At 47.3% G+C, this 25,730-nt stretch carries 15 protein-coding genes and 1 tRNA gene; 10 read left to right on the top strand and 6 right to left on the bottom strand.

Annotation, left to right across the window (positions count from 1 at the left end):
• Nucleotides 1-95: 95 nt before the first annotated feature.
• Together C5O19_RS01400 and C5O19_RS01395 are read left to right on the top strand one after the other, a co-directional pair.
• On the top strand, nt 96-3,281 hold the full coding sequence (locus C5O19_RS01400; protein ID WP_104709584.1) for a SusC/RagA family TonB-linked outer membrane protein: 3,186 nt from the start codon (nt 96-98) through the stop codon (nt 3,279-3,281).
• A 12-nt stretch (nt 3,282-3,293) separates the two neighbouring features.
• A complete protein-coding gene (locus C5O19_RS01395; RefSeq protein ID WP_104709583.1) occupies nt 3,294-4,790 on the top strand; it encodes a RagB/SusD family nutrient uptake outer membrane protein in 1,497 nt (498 codons plus the stop codon).
• Between the two features lie 86 nt (nt 4,791-4,876).
• Here C5O19_RS01395 and C5O19_RS01390 read toward each other — a convergent pair whose 3' ends face one another.
• The 4 genes from C5O19_RS01390 to C5O19_RS01375 form a co-directional block, all read right to left on the bottom strand.
• A complete protein-coding gene (locus tag C5O19_RS01390) occupies nt 4,877-5,299 on the bottom strand; it encodes a hypothetical protein (protein ID WP_104709582.1) in 423 nt (140 codons plus the stop codon).
• Between the two features lie 7 nt (nt 5,300-5,306).
• Entirely contained in the window at nt 5,307-6,971 is a 1,665-nt protein-coding gene (locus tag C5O19_RS01385; protein WP_104709581.1) for a hypothetical protein, read from the bottom strand.
• 147 nt (nt 6,972-7,118) lie between these two features.
• Nucleotides 7,119-8,792 carry an IPT/TIG domain-containing protein gene (locus tag C5O19_RS01380; RefSeq protein WP_104709580.1) on the bottom strand — a complete coding sequence of 558 codons (1,674 nt, stop codon included), beginning with the start codon at nt 8,790-8,792 and terminating at the stop codon, nt 7,119-7,121.
• 54 nt (nt 8,793-8,846) lie between these two features.
• On the bottom strand, nt 8,847-11,711 hold the full coding sequence (locus tag C5O19_RS01375) for a TonB-dependent receptor (RefSeq protein WP_104709579.1): 2,865 nt from the start codon (nt 11,709-11,711) through the stop codon (nt 8,847-8,849).
• 320 nt (nt 11,712-12,031) lie between these two features.
• Between C5O19_RS01375 and C5O19_RS01370 the strand changes: the two genes are divergently transcribed.
• The 5 genes from C5O19_RS01370 to C5O19_RS01350 all read left to right on the top strand — a co-directional run bounded on the left by C5O19_RS01370 (nt 12,032) and on the right by C5O19_RS01350 (nt 18,372).
• On the top strand, nt 12,032-14,392 hold the full coding sequence (locus tag C5O19_RS01370; RefSeq protein ID WP_104709578.1) for a M1 family metallopeptidase: 2,361 nt from the start codon (nt 12,032-12,034) through the stop codon (nt 14,390-14,392).
• Nucleotides 14,393-14,522: 130 nt separating this feature from the next.
• Nucleotides 14,523-14,596: transfer RNA gene (locus C5O19_RS01365), tRNA-Pro, on the top strand.
• A 333-nt stretch (nt 14,597-14,929) separates the two neighbouring features.
• Nucleotides 14,930-15,496, top strand: a complete 567-nt coding sequence (locus C5O19_RS01360; RefSeq protein ID WP_243406299.1) for an alpha/beta fold hydrolase — start codon at nt 14,930-14,932, stop codon at nt 15,494-15,496.
• Nucleotides 15,497-15,958: 462 nt separating this feature from the next.
• On the top strand, nt 15,959-16,861 hold the full coding sequence (locus C5O19_RS01355; protein ID WP_104709576.1) for an SAM-dependent methyltransferase: 903 nt from the start codon (nt 15,959-15,961) through the stop codon (nt 16,859-16,861).
• Nucleotides 16,862-17,073: 212 nt separating this feature from the next.
• A complete protein-coding gene (locus tag C5O19_RS01350) occupies nt 17,074-18,372 on the top strand; it encodes an MFS transporter (protein WP_104709575.1) in 1,299 nt (432 codons plus the stop codon).
• Between the two features lie 9 nt (nt 18,373-18,381).
• Here the strand turns inward: C5O19_RS01350 and C5O19_RS01345 are convergent, their stop codons facing one another.
• Together C5O19_RS01345 and C5O19_RS01340 are read right to left on the bottom strand one after the other, a co-directional pair.
• Nucleotides 18,382-20,556, bottom strand: coding sequence for an ArnT family glycosyltransferase (locus C5O19_RS01345; RefSeq protein WP_104709574.1), 2,175 nt, complete (start codon nt 20,554-20,556; stop codon nt 18,382-18,384).
• A gap of 358 nt (nt 20,557-20,914) precedes the next feature.
• Nucleotides 20,915-21,745 (bottom strand): oxidoreductase, encoded by an 831-nt coding sequence (locus C5O19_RS01340; protein ID WP_104709573.1) that lies wholly within the window; start codon nt 21,743-21,745, stop codon nt 20,915-20,917.
• A 175-nt stretch (nt 21,746-21,920) separates the two neighbouring features.
• Between C5O19_RS01340 and C5O19_RS01335 the strand changes: the two genes are divergently transcribed.
• The 3 genes from C5O19_RS01335 to glpK all read left to right on the top strand — a co-directional run bounded on the left by C5O19_RS01335 (nt 21,921) and on the right by glpK (nt 25,478).
• Nucleotides 21,921-23,093 (top strand): DUF748 domain-containing protein, encoded by a 1,173-nt coding sequence (locus C5O19_RS01335; RefSeq protein ID WP_104709572.1) that lies wholly within the window; start codon nt 21,921-21,923, stop codon nt 23,091-23,093.
• A 149-nt stretch (nt 23,094-23,242) separates the two neighbouring features.
• Entirely contained in the window at nt 23,243-23,953 is a 711-nt protein-coding gene (locus tag C5O19_RS01330; protein WP_104709571.1) for an MIP/aquaporin family protein, read from the top strand.
• 34 nt (nt 23,954-23,987) lie between these two features.
• Nucleotides 23,988-25,478 (top strand): glycerol kinase GlpK, encoded by a 1,491-nt coding sequence (gene glpK / locus C5O19_RS01325; RefSeq protein ID WP_104709570.1) that lies wholly within the window; start codon nt 23,988-23,990, stop codon nt 25,476-25,478.
• Nucleotides 25,479-25,730: the final 252 nt, after the last annotated feature.

The following is a 25,730-nucleotide window of genomic DNA, read 5'->3' as shown; positions in this document are numbered from 1 at the left end:
AGGTACATGACAGCCCCTTTACTTACTTAAATAATATTTGTAATCAATAAAGTGCTATTCCGTTTCCTAACACATTACTTCTGTAGCATTATCTTATGAAAAAATGGTTTACTCGACCACCCGTCTGCCTCTGGGTGGTGCTTTTCCTGTTGACAGGAAATCTAGCTTTTGCACAGGGAATTACGGGCACGGTGACTTCCAACGACGCCAAACAGGGCATTCCTGGAGCCAGCGTTACCATCAAAGGCACGAACCTTGGTACGGTAACCAACGCGGACGGTCTGTATACCCTTCGCTTTGAGGGGAAAACGGGTACGCTGGTAGTCTCTTCCATCGGCTACATTACCCAGGAACTCCCCATCAACGGACAAACCACGCTAAACGTTACGCTCCAACCGGATACCAAGGCTCTCAATGAGGTCGTGGTGATTGGGTACGGTACAGCCCGAAAAACGGACGTTACTGGTGCCATCACTTCACTCAACGCCAGAAATCTGGACGAACGCCCCGTACTCCGCGTGGATCAGGCTCTGGTGGGCCAACTGGCGGGGGTACAGGTGAAACAAACCAGCGGAGCCCTGGGCAAGGGCCTCAGTGTACAGGTACGGGGCTCGGGTTCGATTACGGCGGGCAATGAACCGCTGTACGTCATCGATGGCTTTCCGCTAGCAACGGCAGCTCCCAATGGATCCGGAAACTTTGCGACGGGCAACCCGCTCGATAACATGAACCCCAACGACATTGAGTCGATTCAGGTACTGAAAGACGCGGCGGCGGCGGCCATCTACGGTTCGCGGGCCGCTAACGGCGTCGTATTGATTACCACCAAACGCGGGCAAAGCGGTAAAAGCACGATTACCGTTAACGCGTACGGCGGGTACATGGAACGCAGTCGTAAACTCGACATGCTGAACGGCCCAGAGTGGATTGACCGGGCTACCGAAATTATCAACGCTCAGTGGGTAGCTTCGGGCTCAGGCCGTACGGCTACGCAAACCAATGCCGAACGCCGCACTATCTTAGGATTGGCCGAAGGTCAGGTCAATACGACGTACATGACCGACGACCGCTGGTCGCAACCCGGCTACCCGGGCCTACAATTCATTGACTGGCAGGATGAAGCCTTCCGCAAAGGGGCGGTACAGAATTACCAGATTTCGGCGAGTGGCGGGTCGGAAAACGTCAACTACTACGTTTCGGGGAACTACGTCAACCAGCAGGGCATGGTCATCAATACCGACTATACGGCCTATTCAGCCCGGGCGAATGTCGAAGTAAAAGCCAGTAAAAATCTGAAAATTGGCGTCAATCTGGCCCCTACATTCTCGATCAACCATGATCCTGGCGTCGAAGGAAAAGATAATATCCTGCACCAGTTACTCAGCTACTCTCCCGTGCAGGAAGCCAGTGCGGGTTTGTATCCCAACAGTGGCAGCATTGGTCAGTACCGCTGGAGTACTTCCGCTAACAGTCCCATTGCCAAGCTCGAACGGGTAATTGGAGAAACCAAACGCTTCCGAACCCTGGGGTCTTTGTTCGGCGAATACCAGCTGGCGAAAGGCCTTTTCTGGAAAACCACGCTGAACCTGGACAATACCGATAATACCGCGAAAGGATATACGCCTTACTCCGTGGCCAGTTCGCTTGAAGCCCGGAACGCCCAGCAAACCATTTTGACCTTCGGCTCTTTCAACACCTACCGGAAACGTACGTTTGTGAACGAAAACACACTGTCCTACTCGAAAGTCTTTGCCGAGAAGCACGACCTCTCGCTGTTGGGCGGTATTTCGTACACGTCCGATAAAATCGAACTATCGAACATGAGTTCCAACGGTGGTTTCAGTAATAATGCCATCACGACGCTGAACGCCGCGAACGGCATTACGGGAAATACCAGCGAAGCCCGCAACGTGCTGATCTCTTTCTTCGGACGGGCTCAGTACAGCTACAGCGGTAAATACCTGTTTACGGCCAGTGTCCGGCAGGATGGCTCCTCCCGCTTCGGAGCGGATACCAAATGGGGCGTTTTCCCTTCCGCTTCCGTAGGCTGGCGGATTTCGGAAGAACCATTCATGGAATCCGTTACGGCCATCAATGACTTGAAATTACGTGGTAGCTGGGGTACTTCCGGCAACTACAACATCGGCGACTACAGTACCTTACCGACGCTCGCTACCTACAACTACACGTTCAACGGAATAAACGCGATTGGTCAAGCTCCGAGCGGCATTGTCAACACGAACCTTTCCTGGGAAAAATCGCAGACCTTCGATGTAGGGGTTGACTTCTCCATCCTGCGTAACCGCGTTACGGCTTCCTTTGATGTGTACCGGAAAACCAATACGGCTCTGCTGCTCAACGTACCGACCCTCGGCGTGACGGGCTTTACGTCCTCGCTGGGGAACGCCGGAAGCGTACGCAACGCGGGCTGGGAGTTGCAGCTGAATACGAATAACCTGACGGGAGCCTTTAAATGGAATACCTCGCTCAATTTTAGTCACAACGCCAATAAGGTTCTTTCGCTGGCGGGTGGTCAGAGCCAGATTCTCATTCCTTCGTCGTTTGATATTTCTCACTCCATTCTTCGCGTCGGCGATCCGCTGTACAGTATTTACGTCGTTCGTCAGATTGGTATTCTTAGCCAGCAGGACATCGACAGCAAAGCGGCTCTGTACGGATCACAAACGGTGGGCGACCCTAAATACTTCGATGCCAACGGTGACGGTGTGATTGATGCCAATGACCGCGTCATTGTGGGTCAACCGAATCCCAAGTATACCTGGGGAATCACCAACAATTTCCGTTACAAAAACTTCGATTTGAGCGTATTGGTGCAGGGTCAGAATGGCGGTTCGATTTACTCACTGCTGGGTCGGGCTTTGGGTCGTACCGGACAGGGCGTGGTGGATAATGCCCTGGGTTTTTACCGGGATCGCTGGCGTTCGCCCGAAGATCCGGGTGCCGGTCAGGTAGGTAAGGTATACTCGACGTTTGGCCGGATTAAAAACACCGACTGGCTGTATTCGTCGGATTACGTTCGCGTTCGGAACATCACGTTGGGGTACAACCTCAAATCCGTAGTTAAGGTACCGCAGATTCAGGGAGCCCGCATTTACGTTACGGCCGAGAACTTCTTTGGCTGGGATAAATACAAAGGAGGCCTGAACCCCGAAGCCACCAACACGAACCTGAGCGGAGATAGCTCCTATCCCGAAGCCGGTGATTACGGTGGACTCCCCATTGCCCGCTCGCTCATCTTTGGTGTGAACTTAACTTTCTGATACTGGACTTCCATGAAAAGACGATATTTACTAGTAACCGCGTTCTTGACAGCCCTGGTTACTTCCTGCACGGATGATTTATACCAAACGCCGATTTCTGCGGGTACCACCGAAACCTTTTATACCCAGCAGGCTGATTTCATTCAGGGGGTCAATGCCGTATACAGCGATTTGCGGACTTACCCGGATCGGTTACTCAACCTTTCCGAAACGCGTTCGGACAATTTATACGCCGTTTCCGACGGGGGTGTACGCGACTGGGAAGGCATCAATAGTTTTCACAAAACGATTGCCAGTAACCCCTACGTTACGGATGCCTGGAATGTCAACTTCAACGGCATTTACCGGGCCAACGTCGTGCTGGATCAGCTCGTACAAAAAGGTTCGATCATCACCGATGCCACACTGCGTACGCGGCTGGAGGCGGAAGCCAAGTTTCTGCGGGCTTTTATGTACTTCGATCTGGTTCGCTTATTCGGAAAAGTACCCGTCATTGATCACCCGGTTACGGCGGCGGAAGCCAAAACCATTCAGCGAAGCTCGGTTACGGATGTGTATAACCTGATTTTATCGGACCTGCAATTCGCCGTAGCCAACCTGCCTGAAACCTACGCTACGGCCGAGCGTGGACGAGCCACGAAGTTTGCCGCCAAAGCGATTCTGGCCCTGGTGTACATGACCCGCTCGGCTCCGAACTACTCCATTGAGGGACCTGGTCTGGGATTAAACGAATGGAATCTGGCTCTGGCTCAACTCAATGATATTATCGCCAGTGGGAAGTACGCACTGGTGGCCAAATACAGCGACATCTTTTCATACACTAATGAAAATAACCCAGAAGTAATTTTTGACATTCAATACGTCACGGGTCTGACGCCGGTTGTGGGGGGTACATTTCCCTGGTTACTCGCTCCCGATACCTGGTTTCAATCGAACGGAAAACCCACGCAGGGCGGCCTGACGATTCGTCCCGTAGCGAATGATCTCTTGAATCAGTACCCGGCGAAAGATGTCCGGAAAGCTTTCAATATTCAAACGGGCTATACCTACAACGGTGTAACTGAAAATCGGTCCTTTTTCAAGAAATACATTGATCTGACGAAAGTGCCCGTGAACCGGGTCGACTGGCCCATCAACTTCATCGTCAGCCGCTATACAGACATTCTGATGCTGAAAGCCGAGTGTATACTCAAAGGAGCTACGGGCAGTCAGGCGGATGTGGATGCTATTGTCAATCAGGTACGTACGCGGGCGGGACTAGAAGCCACTTCCAATGTAACGCTGGCTCAACTCTACGACGAACGTCGCCTAGAATTCGCCGCCGAAGGCACTCGCTGGCACGACCTCGTTCGCAGCGGACAAATTACCACCCTCATTCCAGCCTGGATAGCCAAAGAAGATGTACAGAAACAAATGCAAACCTTTGTGAAAGAATACATCATTTATCCTCTGCCACAGGCCGAGCTGGACGCTCAGCCAGGGTTGTATACGCAGAATGCGGGGTATTAAGATAAGTACTAATTCTAATATAAAAAAGCTCCGTTAGAAAACTAACGGAGCTTTTTTATATTAAATCGATTTAATTATCATTTATACTATGATACACTCACTTTATTAATTAAGGTAGCATCAATTAATCCGTATATTAAACCAGTTAAGATTAAAATAGATATATCTAACCCCCAAACATTACTTTTAATTATTTTAATACATAAAAATATTGTCCCTACAAGTCCACTCAAAAAACCAGCCATTATAATTAAATGTTTATAGATTTTAATTTTAAAATATATAATAATCAAATGATATAAAATTGGAATAAATAAATATACCGGGAAATACATCAATACTACATAAATAAAAAGGTCAAAACAAAACATAATAAATGATGAGTATTTACTATTCCCAGGATAAGCTGCAGCACCTCCATATTCTGTTGCAATTAAAGCAGCAAAACATACGTAAATAAATAAACAGAAATAAAAGGCAATAGCATACTTAAAAAATAATTTAAACATATCATTGTTAATTATTACAAGGAACAGTATCTAGTGATTTATTAGATTGCAAAGCTTCTTTAATTTTATTCCAGTTAGGAGTATATTGTTTAGCTGCCCTAATTTGCGAAGACGTACCATGTGTATTTGCAAATTGAGATATTTTAGACTGAAAGCTTTTCCATAAAATATCAGATTGAGTGAACTGAAACTCGGTCCCATTAGCAGCGTTCGTAGCCCATCCCATTAGAGAGCCTAAGTAATTCGTTATACGATCTGCTCCTTGGGTGAAAACCACATAACCGCTGCCTTGCTCGTAAACACCAAAATAACGATTTCCACTAACTGGATGATCTCCATTCCAAGGATCGTGAATAGTTGAAAAAGTCCAACCAGCAGATCCGAAACCACCTGGTGAAAACCCAGTAGTGATAACTGAACCATAATCACCTGGTATGGCAATTGAAATGATAGCCCCTAATGGGTTAGAGCTATTCCAAATAGCACTTTCATTGTGTCCCGTTTGACTATGAGGATTAAAAGTCGCTTTACTATTATCAACAAAATCATTTATATGTAAACGAATATATTCTGAAAATTCTGCTATAGACATTCTATGTCCATTTAACATAGGAAGATCATCCAAGTATACAGAATATTCATCTAAATTTATTGCGACACCTTCAGCATTAGAAATGGCATGAACATACCAATCGCCAGGTACATTAACCAGAGTTGGAATAGTTGAAGTAAAAGGAGTATAACTAGGTAAAGCAGCTAATTTATTCTTTATAAAATTTTCTGGTTGTTGAATAACTAAATTTCTCCAATTATTTAAACCAGGACAAGGACCCAATAATTTAAGCTTATCTACTTCAAGCTCCTTCAGTGCTATTGACCCTGTACCTGTTCCAGGATTTGTTGGATCATCCGGAATATAAGTACAAACTTCTGACAGTACTTCTGGTGAGTCAGTTGGTACATAACAGAAACAAGTATAACCTTGCTCATATGGACATCCGGGAGCTATAGGACCAGTCTGGTTAGTATATAAAACATTAGTTCCTTTGACAATAATACCAGAAGCATTGAAACATGATGCAGTATAGTATTGTCTATAACTTATAATACAGACCTCCCCATTTATTCTTCCGTTACTCACGCCAGGAAACACCTTAGAAATACGTTTACCATCTTTAAAACGGTATCCGTTCATTAATTTACCATCTAAGTCTCTAAATAATTGCAATCCAGAAAATGAAAAATCTTCAGTAAATTCTCCATGCTTTCTTGCATAGTCTACATCTGGGAGCATTTCCATTAATTGCAGAATTTCTTGACCTAAAGAATCCTTATAATATAAAATTTGTAGATCTGGAGCTTTGATAGATTTTTTTAAATCGTTATAATAAAATAATCTGTCTTCTTTCTTAGTATTTTGAATAGGTACCTGTAAGTAAACTTTTCCATTGGCGAAATACTTCTTTAGAGACATACTCCACGATATATTATAATCTTTAATATAATTATTAGCATCTATATTTTTACTAAGCTGAACCTTAAGTGCTTCTTTAAATCTTTCTATTTCATTATTCTTATTTTTATCGTTAAAATCTTCTAAAGATATGTTATCATTTTTACATGAGATTATTATACTCAGTAAAACTAAAAACAAAAGTAGTATTTTTTTCATTTTTTAAAAGTTCAGATTTATCACAAAAATAAATGACGTATATATCTATAATATTTATCTAATATTAATAAAGTATTAAATAAAGAAAAAACCGGAGGCAGCACCTCCGGCTTTTCGAGCAACACCAATATGAAAAATCCGTAATGTCTATTTGTCGTAGTTCGTATTCTGCGGATTAAAGTTAGTCCATCCAGCCGTCCAGTTATCCGTAGCGTTAAATGCTCCGCGATAGTTTACTTTCTGGAAGAATGAATCGGCTCCTTTGCCCGTCCAAACGGCACCACTCAACAGCGGTGAAGAAGAACCAACCGTGAAGGCCGGTGAAGCTAAGTTGAAGTTATTAGCATTCAGTCCTAACGTACCCAGGCTCGCCAGCGTTACAATTTGGTTGGCGTACTCCGTCGTGTTAAAGAAAGCCGTTGCCTGATCAGCCGTTACGCCACCTGCACCATTGACAGGCGTCGTCATGTTCGCCAGTACGATGCCACGCAGTTGCATTCCATTGGAAGTCGCGTTTGCCAAGGTCGTCGTACCATCTAAACGCAAGCCTTCGGGGTAACCTACCAGTAAGCTGTTGAAAACGCTAATGGACGTATTCCGACGCAAGTGCATACCGCGACCGAAAGCACCGGAACCATTGGACGTAGTAGCGGAGCTAGGAGCACCCTGGAAAACGAAGTTACTTACGTTAGCAAAAACAGCACCTGTCAAGGGTAATCCATCGTTAGCACCGTTAGCGGGCGTACCGGGATCGAAGTTATCCGACTCAAAACCGTTTGAAGTAGACTGATCCGCTACGTTTGGATCACGCAGAGAAAGAGCAAACTGTACTTTCCCAGAATAGCCCCAATCCGTATCCCAATCATCGTCAAAGCCACGGAAAGCAACCAGATATTTAGCGTTTACCGTACCGCCGAACCACTCGAAGGAATCATCACCGGAGTAAGAAACCTGTACATTTTCGATCGTCGTTCCGTTACCCACACCGTACATCGTCAAACCGTTGATTTCTGAGTTATCACGGTTAGATAAAGCAATACCGCCAAATTCGATCCGTACGTATTTCAAGGTACCGGAGTTGTCGGCTGCATCGCTATACGTTCCCGTCGTTCCTGAGATACCACCTTCAAAGTTGGTTGCACCCGGACGGTTGATCGGAGCTTTACCGATCAGTACTACCCCACCCCAGTCACCGTAGTTACGGCTTCCAGCAGCTTTCGAGGAAGTAAATACGATGGGTTGGCTAGCCGTACCTATGGCCATTAATTTAGCACCAGGTTGTACGATCAGTGTACCGCCTCGTTGCTGACCCGAAGGATCCTGAGCAGGCAGACCACCTTTGATAATGGTACCGGGCTGAATCGTCAGTGTTGCTCCTGATCTTACGTAAACAAAACCCTTGATAACGTATACTTTTGATGCTTCCCAGGTAGTACTGGCGGCAATTTCGTTGCTTACTTCGATTACCGTCTTGTTGCCCAGCGTAAAGGCAGACGGGCTGGTTACTGCTGATTTTGATCCGATTTTAACGGTAATGGGACCATCCTGAGCACCCGCCGGAACCGTGGCTACGATCGAGGTAGGAGCAATCGTTTTTACTTTCGCTAAGGCTCCACCGGTGAAGGTTACCCGAACGCCCGTCGTGTCGCTACCAAATTCAGTACCTGTAATCGTAATATCAGAGCCTACAGGTCCGCTGGTCGGATTAACCGAAGCAATCGTCACTACAGGAGCAGGGGAATCGTCGTTGTTACAGGAAGCAGTGGCTAATCCGGCCGCAATGACCAGCATTCCATACCGTGCTTGTTTGAACAGTTGCATGAACAATTTGGATTTAGTTAAACTGTGTGATAGGTACTCGCTGTTATTGGTTATTTAGGGAATCAAGGTTCTTCCGAATGAATACACCAAGCTTAACGTGCTGTAAGAGCCTCGTTTGAAGCTACGGATCGTTTGGTCGGCATTGGCCGTTTGCGAGGTTACGTCTTTATCGATTTTTGAGTTACGATTGAAATCCTGGCTCAGGCGAATCGACTGGTTCAGCAAATCCTGAATACCCAGGCGAACTTCCCAACGTTTGTTGAAGGTCTTGCTTACGTTCAGGTCAATGACATTGCGGGGCATTTCGTAAACCGTGGGACTATTCACGTTACCAACCGCGAAGATCCGGGGACCCGCCACGTTGTACAGCACGTTTGCCTGCCAGCCATTGGCATTGGCGTAGTACACACCAGCGTTAATCAGGTACGGTGACTGGTTCATCATCGACCGCTTTTTATCGGTAATTCCCGTCAGGTCGTAATTCTGAATTTCACCTGACAAATCTGGAGCAGCTACGACGTCACCCAAATTGATCGTACTCTTAATGAGGGACACGTTACCAATCAGCGTCAGGTCTTTCAGGAACTTAACATCCGTTGAAGCCAGCGATTTGCGGAGTTCCACCTCTACGCCATAATTCGTGGCGTTGTTACTATTGATGAAGGTGTAAGCCAATCCATTGGCCTGGGGTAACAGGAAGTTTTCGATCGGATTCTTGAAATCCTTGTAGAAAGCCGTTACCGAAATCAGTTCGCCTTGCGTCGGGTAGTATTCCCACTTGGCATCGAGGTTTTGAATATTGGTCGTCTTCAGCGTTTGGTTCCCGCGTACGTCCGCATTCAGGGCGAAATCATAATAGCTGAAAGGAGCTTGCTCCCGGAACTCCGGACGGTTCACCGTATACGAGTACGCCAAACGAATGTTTTGCTTGTCGTTAAGCTTATACGTAAAGTTCAGCGAGGGAAGCGGACTGAAAATCTTTTGGTTTACCAGATTCGTTTGCAGCGGGTTGCTCAGCGTCCGCATGTTGTACTCACCCCGGAAGCCAAGCGTCAGGCTAGTTTTGGGACTCAAGTTAATGTCCCCGCCTACGTAACCCGCCAGGTAGGTGTTATGAGCCGTATAAGAATCGATCGTCTTGGTTCCATCGAGGAGGGAGTAGTTTCCTTCTACACCTCCGATATTGTCATTTCCAAAAACCTGGCCAATGGGCAGCGTATTAATGGCCTGTACATTTCCTTGTCTTTGATATCCGTAGAAACGAGCGTTGAAATCCCGATTTTTCTGTTCAGCGTAAAATCCGTACCGCAGTACCGCCGGTTCCCGATCCGCTGGATTACCAAATTTCGTCTGAACATTCACGGCTGCTGAGTACAGATACTCGTGCGTTTTTGACCAGAAGCGGCCTGATTCCAGCGGACTAGGGTTATTAGGCGTAGATACAGCAAACTCATTCTGAGGGCCTTCGCTCACTTGCTCCCGCTGATAGCGAATGCGTTTCCAGTCGGGCTCCCAACGGCCGGTGTAACCCAGACCAGCCATCCAGTCAAGTTTCGTTTGGTCGCTCAGGATGTTCTCTCCTGACAACTGGCTCGTCAGAATACTCCGGTTTTCGAAGCGTTCAGAGTACGAAATAATGTCGCGTGATTCAATGACGTTTTCACCATTTCGAACAATCGTTTCCGTATTGCCTAACTGATTGAAGAGCGTTTTCCACTCCAGCGTAAAGGAAGGAGAGAATTTGAAATTCCAGTTATGCAGGATGCCTAAGCGAGTATTGCGTTGGTACGTAGCATCATTGTATTGCTGAGCAACGTCGTTGGCGATGGTACCGTTGTTAAATGTTTTTAGGTCAATGTCGGCAAACTGATTCGTCATCGAATAGTTGATGCTCGTCAGGTTACTGATTCGCGTTTGTCCTACATCAAACCGGCGGCCCATGTTGAAAGCGAAACGCATATCCGGAGCAATACTGATGTTCTTTAACGCCCAGCTATTGGGAAATAATTGAGCATACGAAGCCCGTAAGGCCGAGGGTAAGGTATTGAACGTATTGGCATCCGTTGGGAAGCTGGAAGGGATTTGCTGAGACTTATCCCACAAACCTAACCAAGCCAGACTACCCCGATCGTGCGTTTGTGCGTTTCTGAAAGTCGTATTGCCACGATAACCCAGCGTAAAACCGGCATCGGTAAAATTATTGTCGGGTTTACGTTTGGTATAAATCTTGATAACCCCACCGGCAAAGTCGCCGGGTAATTCGGCCGCACCTGATTTGAAGATAATCATGCGGTCGAGAATGTTACTAGGAATCAAATCAAACGAGAAAGCTCTTACATCTACTTCCGTAGAAGGTGTAATCATATCGTTGACCATTACCGTATTGTAACGAGACCCAAGGCCCCGCACCAGTACAAAGCGGTTGTCAACAATGGAGATACCCGGTACCCGGCGGATCGCAGCGGCCGCATCCCTGTCTTGTGATTTCTGAATTTGAGAAGCGGAGATCCCTACGGCAATCGGTTTGAATTGCTTGATTTCGGAAATAACCGCTACTTCGGTGTTGGTGGAACGAGCGGCCCGAACCACTACGTCGGAAAGGTTCTTTCCTTCTTCGACCAGTTCCGTTTCCAGTACCGTCGTATTGCCCGATTCTACCCGCACTGTGGGGATTTCGCGGGTTTGGTACGAAATGTAGGTGACAAATACTTTGTGAGTTCCCGCGGGAATGTTGTTGATCGTGAACGCTCCCGTGGCGTCGGTTTGGGTACCCAAGTTCGTCCCATCGAGTCGAACCGTTGCTCCAATGATACCTTCCTTGGTTTTGGCATCGTTGATTTTACCACGAATAATTCCAGTCTGGGCTAGGGAGATAAAGCCGGTGAGGGTCAGAAAACAGGTAAATAGTAGACGTTGCATATGCGTCTGTGAGGGTTTCATAAGTTGATTCGTTTCAATTGGTAGTTGCTGGCACAAAATTCGCTCGGGCGTGTTACCTGAGTTTTTCGGCAGTTTTATCAGAAAGTGAAGTTTCGCGGGGGTGGGCTTAACAATTTGATAATATGGCTCTACCTTGATTTTGAGCCTTTTACCTGAAAGCAGTCTGAATTTTAATCTCAGATTTAACTACTTGTCGCGGAAATTCCCCCAATCGCCGAAGGCTAAACGCTTTCACTCGACGTTCGCCAAATTTTCTGTATCTTCGAAGCACTGTTCACCTAATTTTAGCTTCATCACGGATGAGACGATTGATTCTGGCCATCGGCACCTTTTGTGCGTTTTGGCCTTCAGTGTACGCCCAACGGGGCAATCTTCCCTCAGCGGAGTTCAATGCCAACACCCGCTTCGAACAATTAGGCACGGCTCTGCCTACGCCTAACTCTACCCGTTCAGCTTCCGGAGCCCCCGGCAAAGAGTACTGGCAACAACGGGCTGATTATGACATTAAAGTGGAGCTTGACGATGCTAACCAACGCATCATCGGTTCCGAAACGGTTACCTACTTCAATCACTCACCGGACGATCTGCCGTACCTCTGGATTCAACTGGATCAGAACTTATTCAAGAAGGATGCGATCGGAGCTACGACGCAGTTAGGTGGCGTCAATCCCCAGGGTATGTCGGCGGCTCAATTGACGAAGCTGGCCGGAGGTAATGCCAAGGAGTACGGATACAATATCCTTTCGGTGAAAGATGCTAAGGGCAATCCCCTGCATACGGTAACCAACCACACCATGATGCGGGTGGATTTACCGACGCCTTTGAAGCCCAATCAATCCGTAAGCTTTTCGGTCGAATGGAATTACAACATCACGGAATACTACGGCCGCTCGGGTTATGAGTTTTTCAAAGATGGGAACTACAATTACTTCATCGCCCATTGGTTCCCCCGGATGGCGGTCTATGATGACGTAAACGGCTGGCAACACAAGCAATTCCTGGGTCAGGGTGAGTTTACGGTACCTTTCGGTAACTATAAAGTAGCCATCACTGCTCCCAACGACCACATTGTGGGTGCCACGGGTGAGTGCCAGAACTATTCGCAGGTACTATCCAAAACACAGATGGACCGCCTGAACAAAGCGAAGAAAAACTTCAAAGAGCCTACGCTAATCGTTACGCAGGATGAAGCCGTAGCCGCCGAGAAAAATAAGGCAACGGGTAAGAAAACCTGGGTATTCAAAGCCGATAACGTGCGTGACTTTGCCTTTACCAGCAGCCGTAAGTTCATCTGGGATGCCATGATGACGAACGTACAGGGTAAAGACATCTTGTGTATGAGCTACTTCTCGAAAGAAGGAAACCCGCTCTGGGAGAAATACTCGACGCAGGTGGTGGCCCATACGCTGAAGAGTTACTCGGCCCGTACCATTCCGTACCCCTACCCCGTGGCGATTTCCTGCCACGCTACCCCCGGCGGTGGAATGGAATATCCGATGATCAGCTTCAATGGTGGTCGTCCGGAATCGGATGGTACGTATTCTGAATCCGTGAAATACGGTATGATTGGTGTAATCATCCACGAAGTAGGTCACAACTTCTTCCCGATGATTGTGAACTCAGATGAGCGTCAGTGGTCGTGGATGGACGAAGGTTTGAATACTTTCTGCCAATACCTGGCCGAGCAGGAATGGGATCGTAACTACCCCAGCCGTCGCGGTGAGCCTCAATACATTGTGGATTACATGAAATCGGCTCCTAACACGCAGGTACCGATCATGGCTTCCTCAGATAACATCATGCAGTTCGGTCCGAACGCCTACGCAAAACCCGCTACGGCTCTGAACATTTTGCGTGAAACCGTCATGGGTCGTGAATTATTCGATTACGCGTTTCAGGAATATGCTCGTCGCTGGGCCTTCAAGCACCCGACTCCGGCGGACTTCTTCCGTACCATGGAAGACGCTTCAGGGGTGGATCTGGACTGGTTCTGGAAAGGCTGGTTCTATGGCGTAGAACCCGTCGATCAGGATTTAGCCGAAGTCGAATGGTTTGCCATCGATGCGATGGACCCGGCGATTGCCAAGGCTGCTCAGAAAGCCGTGGACGAAAAGAAACGTCAAACGATGGCCGTAGAACGGAACAAAAAAGACATCAAGCAAACGGTCGTAGAAGCGAATCCGGCGATGAATGACTTCTACAACAGCTACGATCGATACGCGGTTACGGAAGCCGATAAGAAAAAATACGCAGAATACTTAGCCACGCTGACGGAAGACGAGCGGAAATTGCTGCAATCCGGCAAGAATTTCTATACGCTGAACCTGAAAAACAAAGGTGGTGTACCGATGCCCGTGATTCTTCAGGCGAAATACGAAGACGGAACTACGGAAGTATTCCGTTTCCCGGCTGAAATCTGGCGGATGAACGATGTCAGCATCAAGAAAATCATTCCGACGGATAAGAAGGTTACTCAATGGACGCTGGACCCCTTCCAAGAAATTGCCGATATCGATACGGAAAACAACAGCTATCCCCGTCAGGCGGCTCAGCCCACGCGTTTCCAGATGTTCAAGCAACGCCAGGGTGGTCAGCAGCCCCAAAACCCGATGCAACAACAGCGTCAGGGCGGCAGTGGTGCCGTAGGTGGCCGTAATTAATTTAAGTTACTCTTAATTGACCTTCAATACTTTAGCGTTCCGAACTAGTTTCGGGACGCTTTTTTATTAAAAATTCTTGGGCTAAAATCACGCAAACGCCCTTTTAAGCCCTATATTTGCACCCACATTTCGGGATGTGGCGCAGTCCGGTAGCGTACTTGCATGGGGTGCAAGGGGTCGTGGGTTCGAATCCCGCCATCCCGACCGAAAGTCAAACGGCAGTTAGATGTAAAAATCTGACTGCCGTTTTTTGTTAGCTTCCTTGTTTGATTGTAAGGCTATTGTCAGCCCTTTCGTTTTCAAAAGTCATTCGTATATATAGCAGGTTTAGCAGATTCTTCTTATACTGTAGAAAGAATAACTAATCCTGCTCTTTCTGTGCGTTGCCGAATTTTCGTCTTTTTCCTGCTTCTTACTACCTCATGCCCTCTATTGGGTCAGGTTCCCATCAAAATCGATTCAATGACTTTGCTGGACGAAGCCCGGAGCCGCCGTATTCCTTTGCAACTTTACTGGCCCGAGCAAACAAAATCAAAGTTGAAGTTAGCTATACTGAGTCATGGCTATAAGGTCAGCCATACCGCCTACACTTTTATTGCTACTAATTTGGCCGAGCGTGGTTACTACGTGGTTAGTATTCTTCACGAATTACCGGGCGATGAACCCATCCCGACTACAGGTAAGCCTTATGAAGTGCGAATGCCGAACTGGCAAAGAGGAGCGGCCACTATTCTTTATACCTTGCAATCCCTTCAGAAGCAGAAACCTGACCTAGATTTCAAACACGTACTCTTGGTGGGGCATTCGAATGGCGGCGATATGTCAATGCTCTTTGCCCAGCAGTATCCTGAATTAGTATCGCAAGTCATTTCGCTGGATAATCGCCGCATGCCCCTGCCGCGTAGCTATAAGCCCCGTATCCTTTCCATCCGATCCAGCGATCAGCCCGCGGATCCAGGCGTACTGCCAACACGCGAAGAACAGAAAAGGTATAAAATCAAGATTATTACTTTGACAAATACCATTCATAACGATATGTGTGATGAAGGTACGCAAGCTCAAAAAGAGGAGATCAATGCATTAATTAATAGTTTTATTCAATAACGTATTCATTTGTTCTTTAAGCTTTATTTATCTCTCCTCTTGGCATGTATTTTTTTACCTTTTAAATTTTTCTCAACCTATTATATATATCTAAATAAAGATAATCTCTTACCAGAAAATCTATCAAGATTATTACTTTTCTTTTACTCAGTAAAGAAATTTAAAAGATTACAACTTCAACAAAAAACATTATCTATAATCAACTAGCCATCAAAACATTGCATTATATCAATCTCATAAGTAGGTAATGTAATTTCTCAAAATAAGCATCAGTTATCATTACTTGTAACAGATCCTTGTTTTGAGAAATACTCACAAAAAATCCCCTAAATCAAGTTTGCTTAAGTATCAGAAATCATCTCATATGCATCGAATTCTATTTCTATTTCCGCAACCATCTTCCTTTAAAACCAATAACTTTCCTGTAGATCAACCAAGCCTTGGCCTTTACTTTCTACTCCTATGGCATCTCAGGAACATTTGGATTTTACGTACACTACAATTGATAAAATTTTCCGCCTTAGTTTAGGGCCGAATGGTGATTACAGCGGTGCCCGGTACGAGGGAGATTTTTCGCTCTCGCTCGAAGAGGCCCAACGACGAAAACATCAGTTTATAGCGGATCAGCTGCAGATTGAACCCGGATCACGGGTTTTGGATATGGGCTGCGGCTGGGGACCTTTCCTGACGTACGCTAAAAATCTAGGGGCCACTGTTAAGGGCCTCACGCTTTCGCAGGGACAGGCAGCGGCTTGTCAAGCTAGTGGCTTGGACGTGGTTTTGAAAGATTGTCGTCAGGTAAGAGCCTCCGATTTTGGTTCCTTCGATGCCGTCGTTAGTGTGGGAGCGATGGAACATTTTTGCTCCATCGAAGAATTTAAAGCTGGAAAGCAGGATCAGGTCTACGCTGACTTCTTTCGGAATATAGCTGATTTATTACCCCGTGGTAAACGCTGCTACATTCAGACGATGGTGTTTGGCAAAAACATGATTCCATTGGAGGAAATAAGTCTGAACGCTCCTAAGGATTCGCCCGCCTATGCGTTGGCTTTAATGATTGCTCAGTTTCCGGGTTCTTGGCTTCCGTCGGGGTCGGAGCAGGTGATTGAAAATGCAAAGCCGCATTTCAAACTGGTTTCGATAAGCAGTGGGCGATTGGATTATATTGAAACCATCGGTCAGTGGCGAAAGCGCTTCAGGGCATTCAATCTTCAGAAATACTGGCTCTATGCTACGTTGATTCCCAAATTTCTGCGTGATAAATCATTCCGGGATTTGATTGCGGTATTCCGAGTCAGCCCGAATCGCGTGTGTTTTGAACAGGAAACCATGGAACACTACCGGATGGTATTCGAACGCATCTAGCCCTCCGATTCCCTAACAGCCCCGCCTCTTCCGCGGGGCTATTCATTTACATTGGTTCGGTCTGCTCCCAACCCAGCAAACCCTATGCTTATTAAACTTTAAACCGATCAAACTTCAAACCTAAACTTCCACACTCTACCTCACTAGCTTTTCCAGTCATTTTATCGTATTCTGCGGGAGAATTCGCTGTTTCTCTCTTCCCCTGTGATCCGATGAATACTCCGCTTCCAAGACCTACCTTTTCCGTTCGTCAGCAATTTCGCTCCATTTTGGGCGGATCTATTGGTAACCTAATCGAGTGGTACGACTGGTACGCTTACTCGGTCTTTTCCCTGTATTTCGCCAGTGCCTTTTTTCCGAAAGACAATGAAACGGCTCAGTTGCTCAATACCGCCGGGATTTTTGCCATTGGTTTCCTCATGCGGCCGATTGGCGGCTGGCTGATGGGACGCTACGCTGACCGCTACGGTCGAAAATCAGCTCTCACGTTTTCGGTACTGCTCATGAGTGCGGGCTCTTTACTGATTGCCCTGGTACCCGGTTACGATCGGATTGGTCTGCTGGCTCCGCTTATTCTGGTAGTCGCCCGCATGATTCAGGGCATTAGTATTGGTGGTGAATATGGTACGGCGGCTACGTACCTCAGCGAAATGGCTCCCCGACACCTGCGGGGCTTTTATTCCAGCTTTCAGTACGTCACCACCACGATGGGGCAACTAGTGGCCCTCGGTATTTTGATGATTCTTCAACGATACGCCTTAACGTCTGAGCAACTCAGTGAGTGGGGCTGGCGAATCCCTTTTGGTATTGGAGCGATACTGTCTCTTTCGGCCATCTATCTACGCCGGGGACTCGTCGAGACGCAATCATTCGCTCAGGAAACGACGCGACTGGAGCAACGGGGTTCGCTGAAAGAACTCGTCAAATACGCCCCTGAACTTCGGTTGGTCATCGGCTTCACCATTGGTCTGACGGTTTCCTACTACACCTTCACGACGTATATGCAGAAGTTTCTGGTCAATACCGCCGGGTTCAGCAAAAACGATGCGACCACTATTATGGTTGTTACCCTGATTGTCTTCATGCTAGCCCAGCCCATCCTGGGTCTACTTGGCGATAAAATAGGCCGCAAACGCCTGATGATTCTGTACGGTATACTGGCGGTACTGACCACTTACCCGATTCTGACCCTGCTCAGTCATACGCAGGATCGCTGGATGGCCACGTTACTCATCATTCTGGCCATGCTGATCCTCAGCATGAGTACGTCCATTTCGGCCATTATCAAAGCCGAGCTTTTTCCTGTACACGTTCGTTCGCTGGGGGTTAGTTTCCCCTACGCACTGGCCGTCGCGTTATTTGGCGGCACCGCCGAATACATTGCCTTATTGTTCAAGGACCGAGGCCATGCCGACTGGTTTTACTGGTACTTGACGGCCTGTATTGCCCTATCGCTTTGGGTAAGTTTACGTATGCGAGATACCGAAAAGCACTCGACCATGGATCGGTAACGTAATCCATCAGTACGTATATGTTTCGGTAGAAACGGTTTTTAATTGAATGACGTGGTAACGACTGGACGAATGAATAGAAGCGATGCGTGAAGCCGGGATGTGTTGTTTCACCAGCTCTAGATTATCCGTTAAGATGTAGTTATACGCAAACGGACGTTTGGCATTTGGCAGCGACGAAAACCCGGCTGGGTAATAGATATAATTGAAGTGAACTTTTGGATGATTCTGATGTACTACGCTGGCCCAAAAGTGATAGAACCCGACGCCTTCACGAAAAAAGAAACCCACATTTTTTACATCACTTCCAATCGCGGATAGTACCTGACGGAACGGCTCGTACTCGTGCATGTGATTCATGAAATACGCTTTCGTTCGATCCATGCAGAACACATTTTCGTCTTTTTCCAAATCAAAATAACCAGCGTCATCGAGCATTGAAAAGATCTTCACTCGTTCACTGTAAGGGTACACGTCCTTGATCGGATACGAATACTTCACCAGCGTTGAATTAAAATCATAATACGGACCCAGCGAAGGTTCCAGTTGATGCTTCATTTTCAGGCTACTTACATTGACCGTTTTGGGAATATGAGCAACAATTTTTTTAGAAAAATACCGCGTTGGAATCAGCATTTTATTGGAATTACCGTAAACAAAAGGAATACAGGACAACAGCAGAAAAACGATAAAAACGGATTGTCGGAGTTTCAGTATTTTTTGGTAGACGAAACCAATCACAATGGTTCCAACGGCAAAAAATGGCATGTGAGTTCGTGTACTCCAGGACTGGAACTTCAGCAACGTACAGAAGATCATCATACCGATTACCGATAAAATAACGAGCATTTTTACTTCCTTGCTACCTCGTTGAGAAAATAGAAAAATGACGTTAATTAAGAGTAATATGAAATGCAAAGTATTAGGTACCATGTCTTCATGTACGGAAAAGGTGGTCGCGTACGCATTTAGACTAATGGCGGGTTCATTTACGGATACACCGATCTTTTTATGAATCCATTGAATCACGGAATCCATAAAGATATTGTAGTGGTTGTAGGGCAGAGCTACGTGTAAACCTGCGTTTTTAACCACATTGGAAATGGTGTAAGCCACCGAATGCCGATCGCAGGGAATTTTCTCCGCAAAAAAGGCAGAACCTTCCGGCGGACTCAGTACGTGGTGAAAAAGGCTATAGTTTCGGGTAAAGAAAGGAGTAAATGTTAGGATCATGCAAACTACCGCCAGAATTAAGAGCTGAGCCGTAGGTCTAAACCCCTGACGGATTAGGAAGGTTAGTCCGAAATAGAGGGCAAAGGGACAGGCGAAAAAGAAAATCGGGTACTTCGTGAAGCCCCCTAAAGCCAGAGCCACACAACAGAGTAAGCCATTTTTGTACGTGTAGGCATGGATTAGCTGAAGGCCACCGTACACAAAACAGAGGAATAAAAAACAGGCTACGTAATCACTCTGCGTAGTCGTACTTTCGAAAATACCAATCGGTAAGGTAAACAGCAAAATACCAATCAAAAACTGTCCTTTGTAGTCCATCCCTAGTCGCTTGCCCACTAAACTTACCACGGATAGTGAGCCCAGCATGGCCCCGAATTGAATAACGTTAATCAGCTGATCGGTACCCGTAAGTAAGAATACCTGAAGAATCAGGTATTCAGCAAAAACATTATGGTACAGTTGCTGAACATGCGTTGTAGGGAAATGGTCCAGGTTTTGATTGAGCAGCCAGATTAGAATGCGGGTGATATGGTAACTATTCGAGTCGTAATTATTAGGCGTGGAGTACACCGCCAGCAAGCCTAAAGGAGCGATGAAAAACAGAATAGTAATCCAGAAAATCAGTTTATAGACCGTCGGGAAGGTACGAAACGTAAAAATTTGTGTGAACTGGCGATACAGATTCCTATCCGTGAACGTCATCCTGCGTATACCCAAACCCATCCAAACGCCCGAAATCACAATCCAGTAAACCGTTGCCGTTAGCGTGTTAAGTTGGTTAAAAGCGGAACATGTTTCACTGTAGACAAGTACTAAAACGGCATGAATGAGTAAGGTCTGAATTAGGGCTAAACGACTGGCGGTATACATTCCACTCGTTCGTAACTCGACCTGGTACCTCAGGAAGAAGCATAACAGGCAACTGCCGAAACCAATAAAAATACTCATCATAAATAGGTGCGGGAGAAAGAACAGGTTCACAGGTATATCAAATACATTAATTCTACACCCCTACTGTCAAGTACAGATGAAGTTACCGAGTATTTGTAACTTTCTGAGTATACGTAGCGTAGCAATAAATACTTTCACTCAGAACCGGGTTCACTTCGTTATCCCCGCCCACCCGGAAAGGTTATCAATCTGGATTCGTTATTTCCTCACTACTGTAAAAATCCAGTATCTCACGTTTATTTACAATACCCATAATTCAGTATATAGATTCATCCTTATGGGTCCTATGTAAAAAAGCCGAGGGGTTCCGCCAGCATGAATACTGGCGGAACCCCTCGGCTTTTCTGACTTTATTTCCTTACTGAAAATCCGTAGCGAAAGAAAGGTTTTGATACGTTTCCAAATCCTGCCGAACGATCTCCAGCTTCTGTAAAGCCCGTCGGTAGGCGTCGCTACCCATAAATAAACGAACCGGTGGCTGTTCCATCGCTGCTAGCTCCAGCATAACATCCGCTGCCCGTTCGGGGTCACCCTGCTGTACGCCGTCCATAGCTGCGTACTTAGCGTGCGAGTTACGAATGGCCTGATAGTCCTCAATGGGATTTTGAGCAAACACGAGTGATTCTTTGGTAAGAAACTGCGTGCGAAAGGCTCCGGGCTCAAGCACGGTCACCTTGATACCGAATTCCTTCACATCTTCCGCGAGTACTTCGGAAAGTCCCACGACTGCGAACTTACTGGCCCCGTAAATAGCCCAACCCGTATTGGCTGCGAAGCCAGCGATGGAAGCAATATTGATGATATGCCCCGACCGTTGCTGCCGCAGGTACGGCATCACGGCACGAATGACATTAAGGGTACCGAAGACATTGACATCGAAGCTGGTACGCGTTTCGGCGTCGGTTAGTTCTTCAATGCTACCGCCGATCCCGTAACCGGCATTGTTGACAATTACGTCGAGCGTACCGAAGGTTTCCTGGGTTTTCTGCACGGCTTCCCGAACGGAGGCCTCGTTAGCTAAGTCTACCTGCAAAGGCAGAAACTGATCGGAAGACGTACCTACTGCCTCGCTAAGGGCCTCCGCGTGCCGGGAAGTAGCTGCTACCCGCTGTCCGGTAGCGATTAGTTTTTTTACCAGCGAGAGGCCTAAACCTTTGGAAGCTCCTGTAACAAACCAAACTTTTTCCATACGAGTAATCTAATTTTTATAAAGCAAAAGTAGACGCTAAGCTTGGTTTGAAGCTTACGTCAGCCAAACGAATACTTGCGTAATTCAAACATACCCCGCCGAACGCTCCCTACGGCTAAACGTATAGTGGCACTGATTTTTCGGAAAGAGGTTGCGTTGTACTAAGTCGCCGGATATGGATCTTCCTAAGAAAACTACCCGTAAAAAGAAAACGCTCATCATTGTGATGAGTATCCTGGCTTTGCTGATCATCGCCCGGATCGCTCTCCCGTACGTGGTGCTGCATTACGCCAACAAAACGCTGTCTACCATGAACGGATACCGCGGCCACATCAAGGATATTGATATTGCTTTGTTGCGAGGTGCCTATAAAATTGACAGCGTATATCTGAACAAGTACGACTCCACGACCCAGCGGCAAACACCGTTTTTCGGAGCCAAACTTATTGACCTTTCCGTAGAATGGAAAGCCCTGTTCAAAGGCTCTATTGTGGGGGAGCTGGTGTTTGAATCACCCCTGCTCCGCTTTACCAAGGACAAGGTAGAGCCTAATCAGGTGAAGAAAGATTCGAGTGATTTTCGGGATCTGTTGAATGATTTCATGCCCTTGGATGTCAACCGGGTCGAAATCAACGATGGCCGCATTGAATACGTGGATGAACACTCCAAACCCCGGGTGGATATTGCCCTGACCAACGCTCATCTGCTAGCCCTCAACCTGCGAAACAGTTACGACTCGACTAGCGTATTACCCTCTACGGTTACGGCTCGTGCCAATGTCTACGAAGGCGAGATGAATATCAATGGCCGCCTAAACCTGCTGGCTCGAAAGCCTACGTTCGACGTAAACGCCGAGGTCAAAGGGACCAATCTGGTGAAACTTAATGATTTCTTTAAAGCATATGCCAAGATTGATGTCAATCGAGGTACGTTTGGCCTCTACGCCGAAGCGGCAGCTAAGGAAGGGCGTTTTAATGGCTACGTAAAGCCTTTGATCAAAAATCTGAAAGTGCTCGGGCCGGAGGATCGTAAAGATAATTTTCTGCAAAAAATCTGGGAAGGAGTCGTTGGTACGGTGGCTTTTGCCTTTAAAAATCAACCGAAGAACCAGTTAGCTACTAAAATTCCTTTCGAGGGGGACATAAAAGAGCCGGATACGAACGTCTGGTTTATGATTGGTACTATTCTCCAAAATGCTTTCATTCAGGCAATCCAGCCCTCCATTGATTACGAAATTAATTTGGGAAGCGTGGGTGAAAAGAAGGAAGAGAAGAAGGGTTTACTGGAAAGAATCTTCGGCGGCAAGGATGACAAAGATTCTAAGAACGACAAGAAGAAAAAGGACTAAGGTCAATGCACCCCAAAACGCAGGAATCCTATTGCTCGGATTCCTGCGTTTTTTCTTTTTCAAAGGGCTGTACTTTTAGCTTATGCTTGACTAAATCCTTTTCATTCTTTTCTTTGTACAAAAAGTCATTTCTACTCCTCTAACCATTTATGCAAGCATTCTGGGGTGAACTCATGGGTACGCTCGTCTTAATTCTACTGGGCGATGGCGTCGTAGCCAATGTATTGCTAAAGAATTCCAAAGGTGAAAACAGCGGCTGGATTGTGATTACCGCCGGCTGGGGCTTTGCTGTCATGTTGGGGATCTTCGTAGCCAAAGCCTTCGGTAGTTCGGATGCTCACCTTAATCCGGCCGTCACACTCGCCTTTGCCGTCTCTAATCAGGATTACTCCACGCTTCTGCCCTACTGGCTCGCTCAGATGATCGGGGCCTTTCTGGGAGCCGTACTCGTCTGGTTACAATACCTCCCCCACTGGGCCGTAACGACCGAACCCAGCACGAAGCTGGCCGTATTTGCTACGGGACCCGCGGTGCGTAACCGAACTGGTAATTTTATCTCTGAATTTATTGCCACTGCTGTACTCATTCTCGGCGTAAGTTCAATTTCCGGGGCGGGTGAATTGGCCATTGGTCTGGGTCCTTATCTGGTAGGCTTACTGGTCTGGAGTATTGGCTTATCGCTGGGTGGTACGACCGGTTACGCCATGAGTCCGGCCCGTGACCTGGCCCCGCGAATCGCTCATGCCTTACTACCCATTCCCGACAAAGGCCCTTCCGACTGGGACTACGCCTGGATTCCCGTGGTGGCTTCCTTACTCGGGGGTGTAGCGGGTAGCCTGTTATTCATGGCTTTTCACTAGTTCCCTGACTGCTTCAATCAAAACCATCGACGACATGTACATTGGATCGATTGATCAGGGTACGACGAGTACCCGATTTATTATTTTTGATAAACAAGGGCAGATTATTTCACTGGCTCAGAAAGAGCATGCCCAATTGTACCCGCAACCCGGCTGGGTAGAACACAATCCCGACGAAATTTGGTGTAATACCAAAGAAGTCATTCAAAAGGCGTTGAAACAGGCCAACCTGACGCCCAAGGACCTCGTTGCGGTGGGTATTACCAACCAGCGGGAAACTACCGTAATGTGGAATCGCTATACCGGCAAACCGTATTACAATGCGTTGGTCTGGCAGGATACGCGAACGAGTGCTTTAGTAACGGAATTGTCCGCTGAAGCAGGTCCGGACCGCTTTCGTGAACAAACGGGGCTGCCGCTGGCTACGTACTTCAGCAGTTTGAAAATCAAGTGGCTATTGAAAAACGTCGCTACGCTGGAGAAGGATGCATTGAAAGGGGAAGTACTGTTTGGAACGATGGATACGTACCTGCTTTGGCACCTGACGGGCGGTATGAAAGGGGGCCTGCACCTGACTGACGTCACCAACGCCAGCCGAACGCAGCTCATGGATTTACGTACCTTACAATGGGATGAGGGCTTATTGGAAACGTTTGGCATTCCCCGCAGTATCCTGCCCAAAATCCGTTCCTCTTCAGAAGTCTATGCAACGGCCAAAGGCGTACTTGAAGGCGTACCGCTCGCGGGCATTCTGGGCGATCAACAGGCGGCCCTGGTGGGGCAAACTTGTTTTCGTCCGGGCGAAGCAAAGAATACGTACGGCACGGGCTGTTTTATGTTGCTCAACACCGGCGACTCGCTAACCCAGTCCACTCACGGCCTCGTGACGACCGTAGCGTATCAGTTGGGCAATCAACCGGTTCAGTACGCTCTGGAAGGCTCCGTGGCCATTGCCGGGGCTTTGGTACAGTGGTTACGGGACAACCTGGGCCTCATCGAAAAAAGCTCAGATATCGAAACGCTGGCCCGCACCGTGGAAGACAACGGTGGCTGTTATTTCGTACCGGCTTTTTCGGGGCTGTATGCTCCCTACTGGCGAAGCGATGCCCGGGGCGTCGTAGCTGGCTTGACCCGTTTCGTCACCAAAGGTCACCTGGGGCGGGCCGCTCTGGAAGCCACCGCCTTTCAAACGCTGGAAATTCTGGAAGCCATGGAAAAAGATGCGGGGGTACGGCTCTCGGAATTACGCGTCGATGGCGGTATGACGGTTAATGAACTCCTCATGCAGTTTCAGTCGGATTTACTGAATGTTCCCGTAGTACGTCCGACCATGATTGAAACCACCGCTCTGGGAGCCGCCTACGCCGCCGGACTAGCCGTGGGCTACTGGAAAGACCTTGATGACTTACGCCAGAACTGGGGCATCGAAAAAACCTGGAAACCGCAAATGCCCCGAGCCAAACGCAACGCTATGTACCGAAGCTGGCGAAAGGCCGTGCGGCGGTCGTTTGGCTGGGAAGAGTAAGTTTAAATTTGGTTGTTAGTTATTGGTTGTTAAAGGGTAATGAGGTGGTCTTTCTGGAAAGAATACATTGAAAGGCTTGAGAATACTCCTAAACGCTCCTCTAACTGCGAAGGAGTTCAACCTCATTAGCACCGTATGCCATGCGGCGAATACGTCGTATGGAATGCCTAGTACTCGTTTGAAGTATTAGGCAATCACAAAACACATTTCTATATCCCTCAAAAAGCAATACGGGTGAAGGGCATCGATTGA

It is taken from the genome of Siphonobacter curvatus (assembly GCF_002943425.1).
GTDB classification, from domain to species: Bacteria; Bacteroidota; Bacteroidia; order Cytophagales; family Spirosomataceae; genus Siphonobacter; species Siphonobacter curvatus.
Note: the sequence above shows the minus strand (reverse complement) of the source record. Positions and strands in the feature narration are given on the sequence as shown.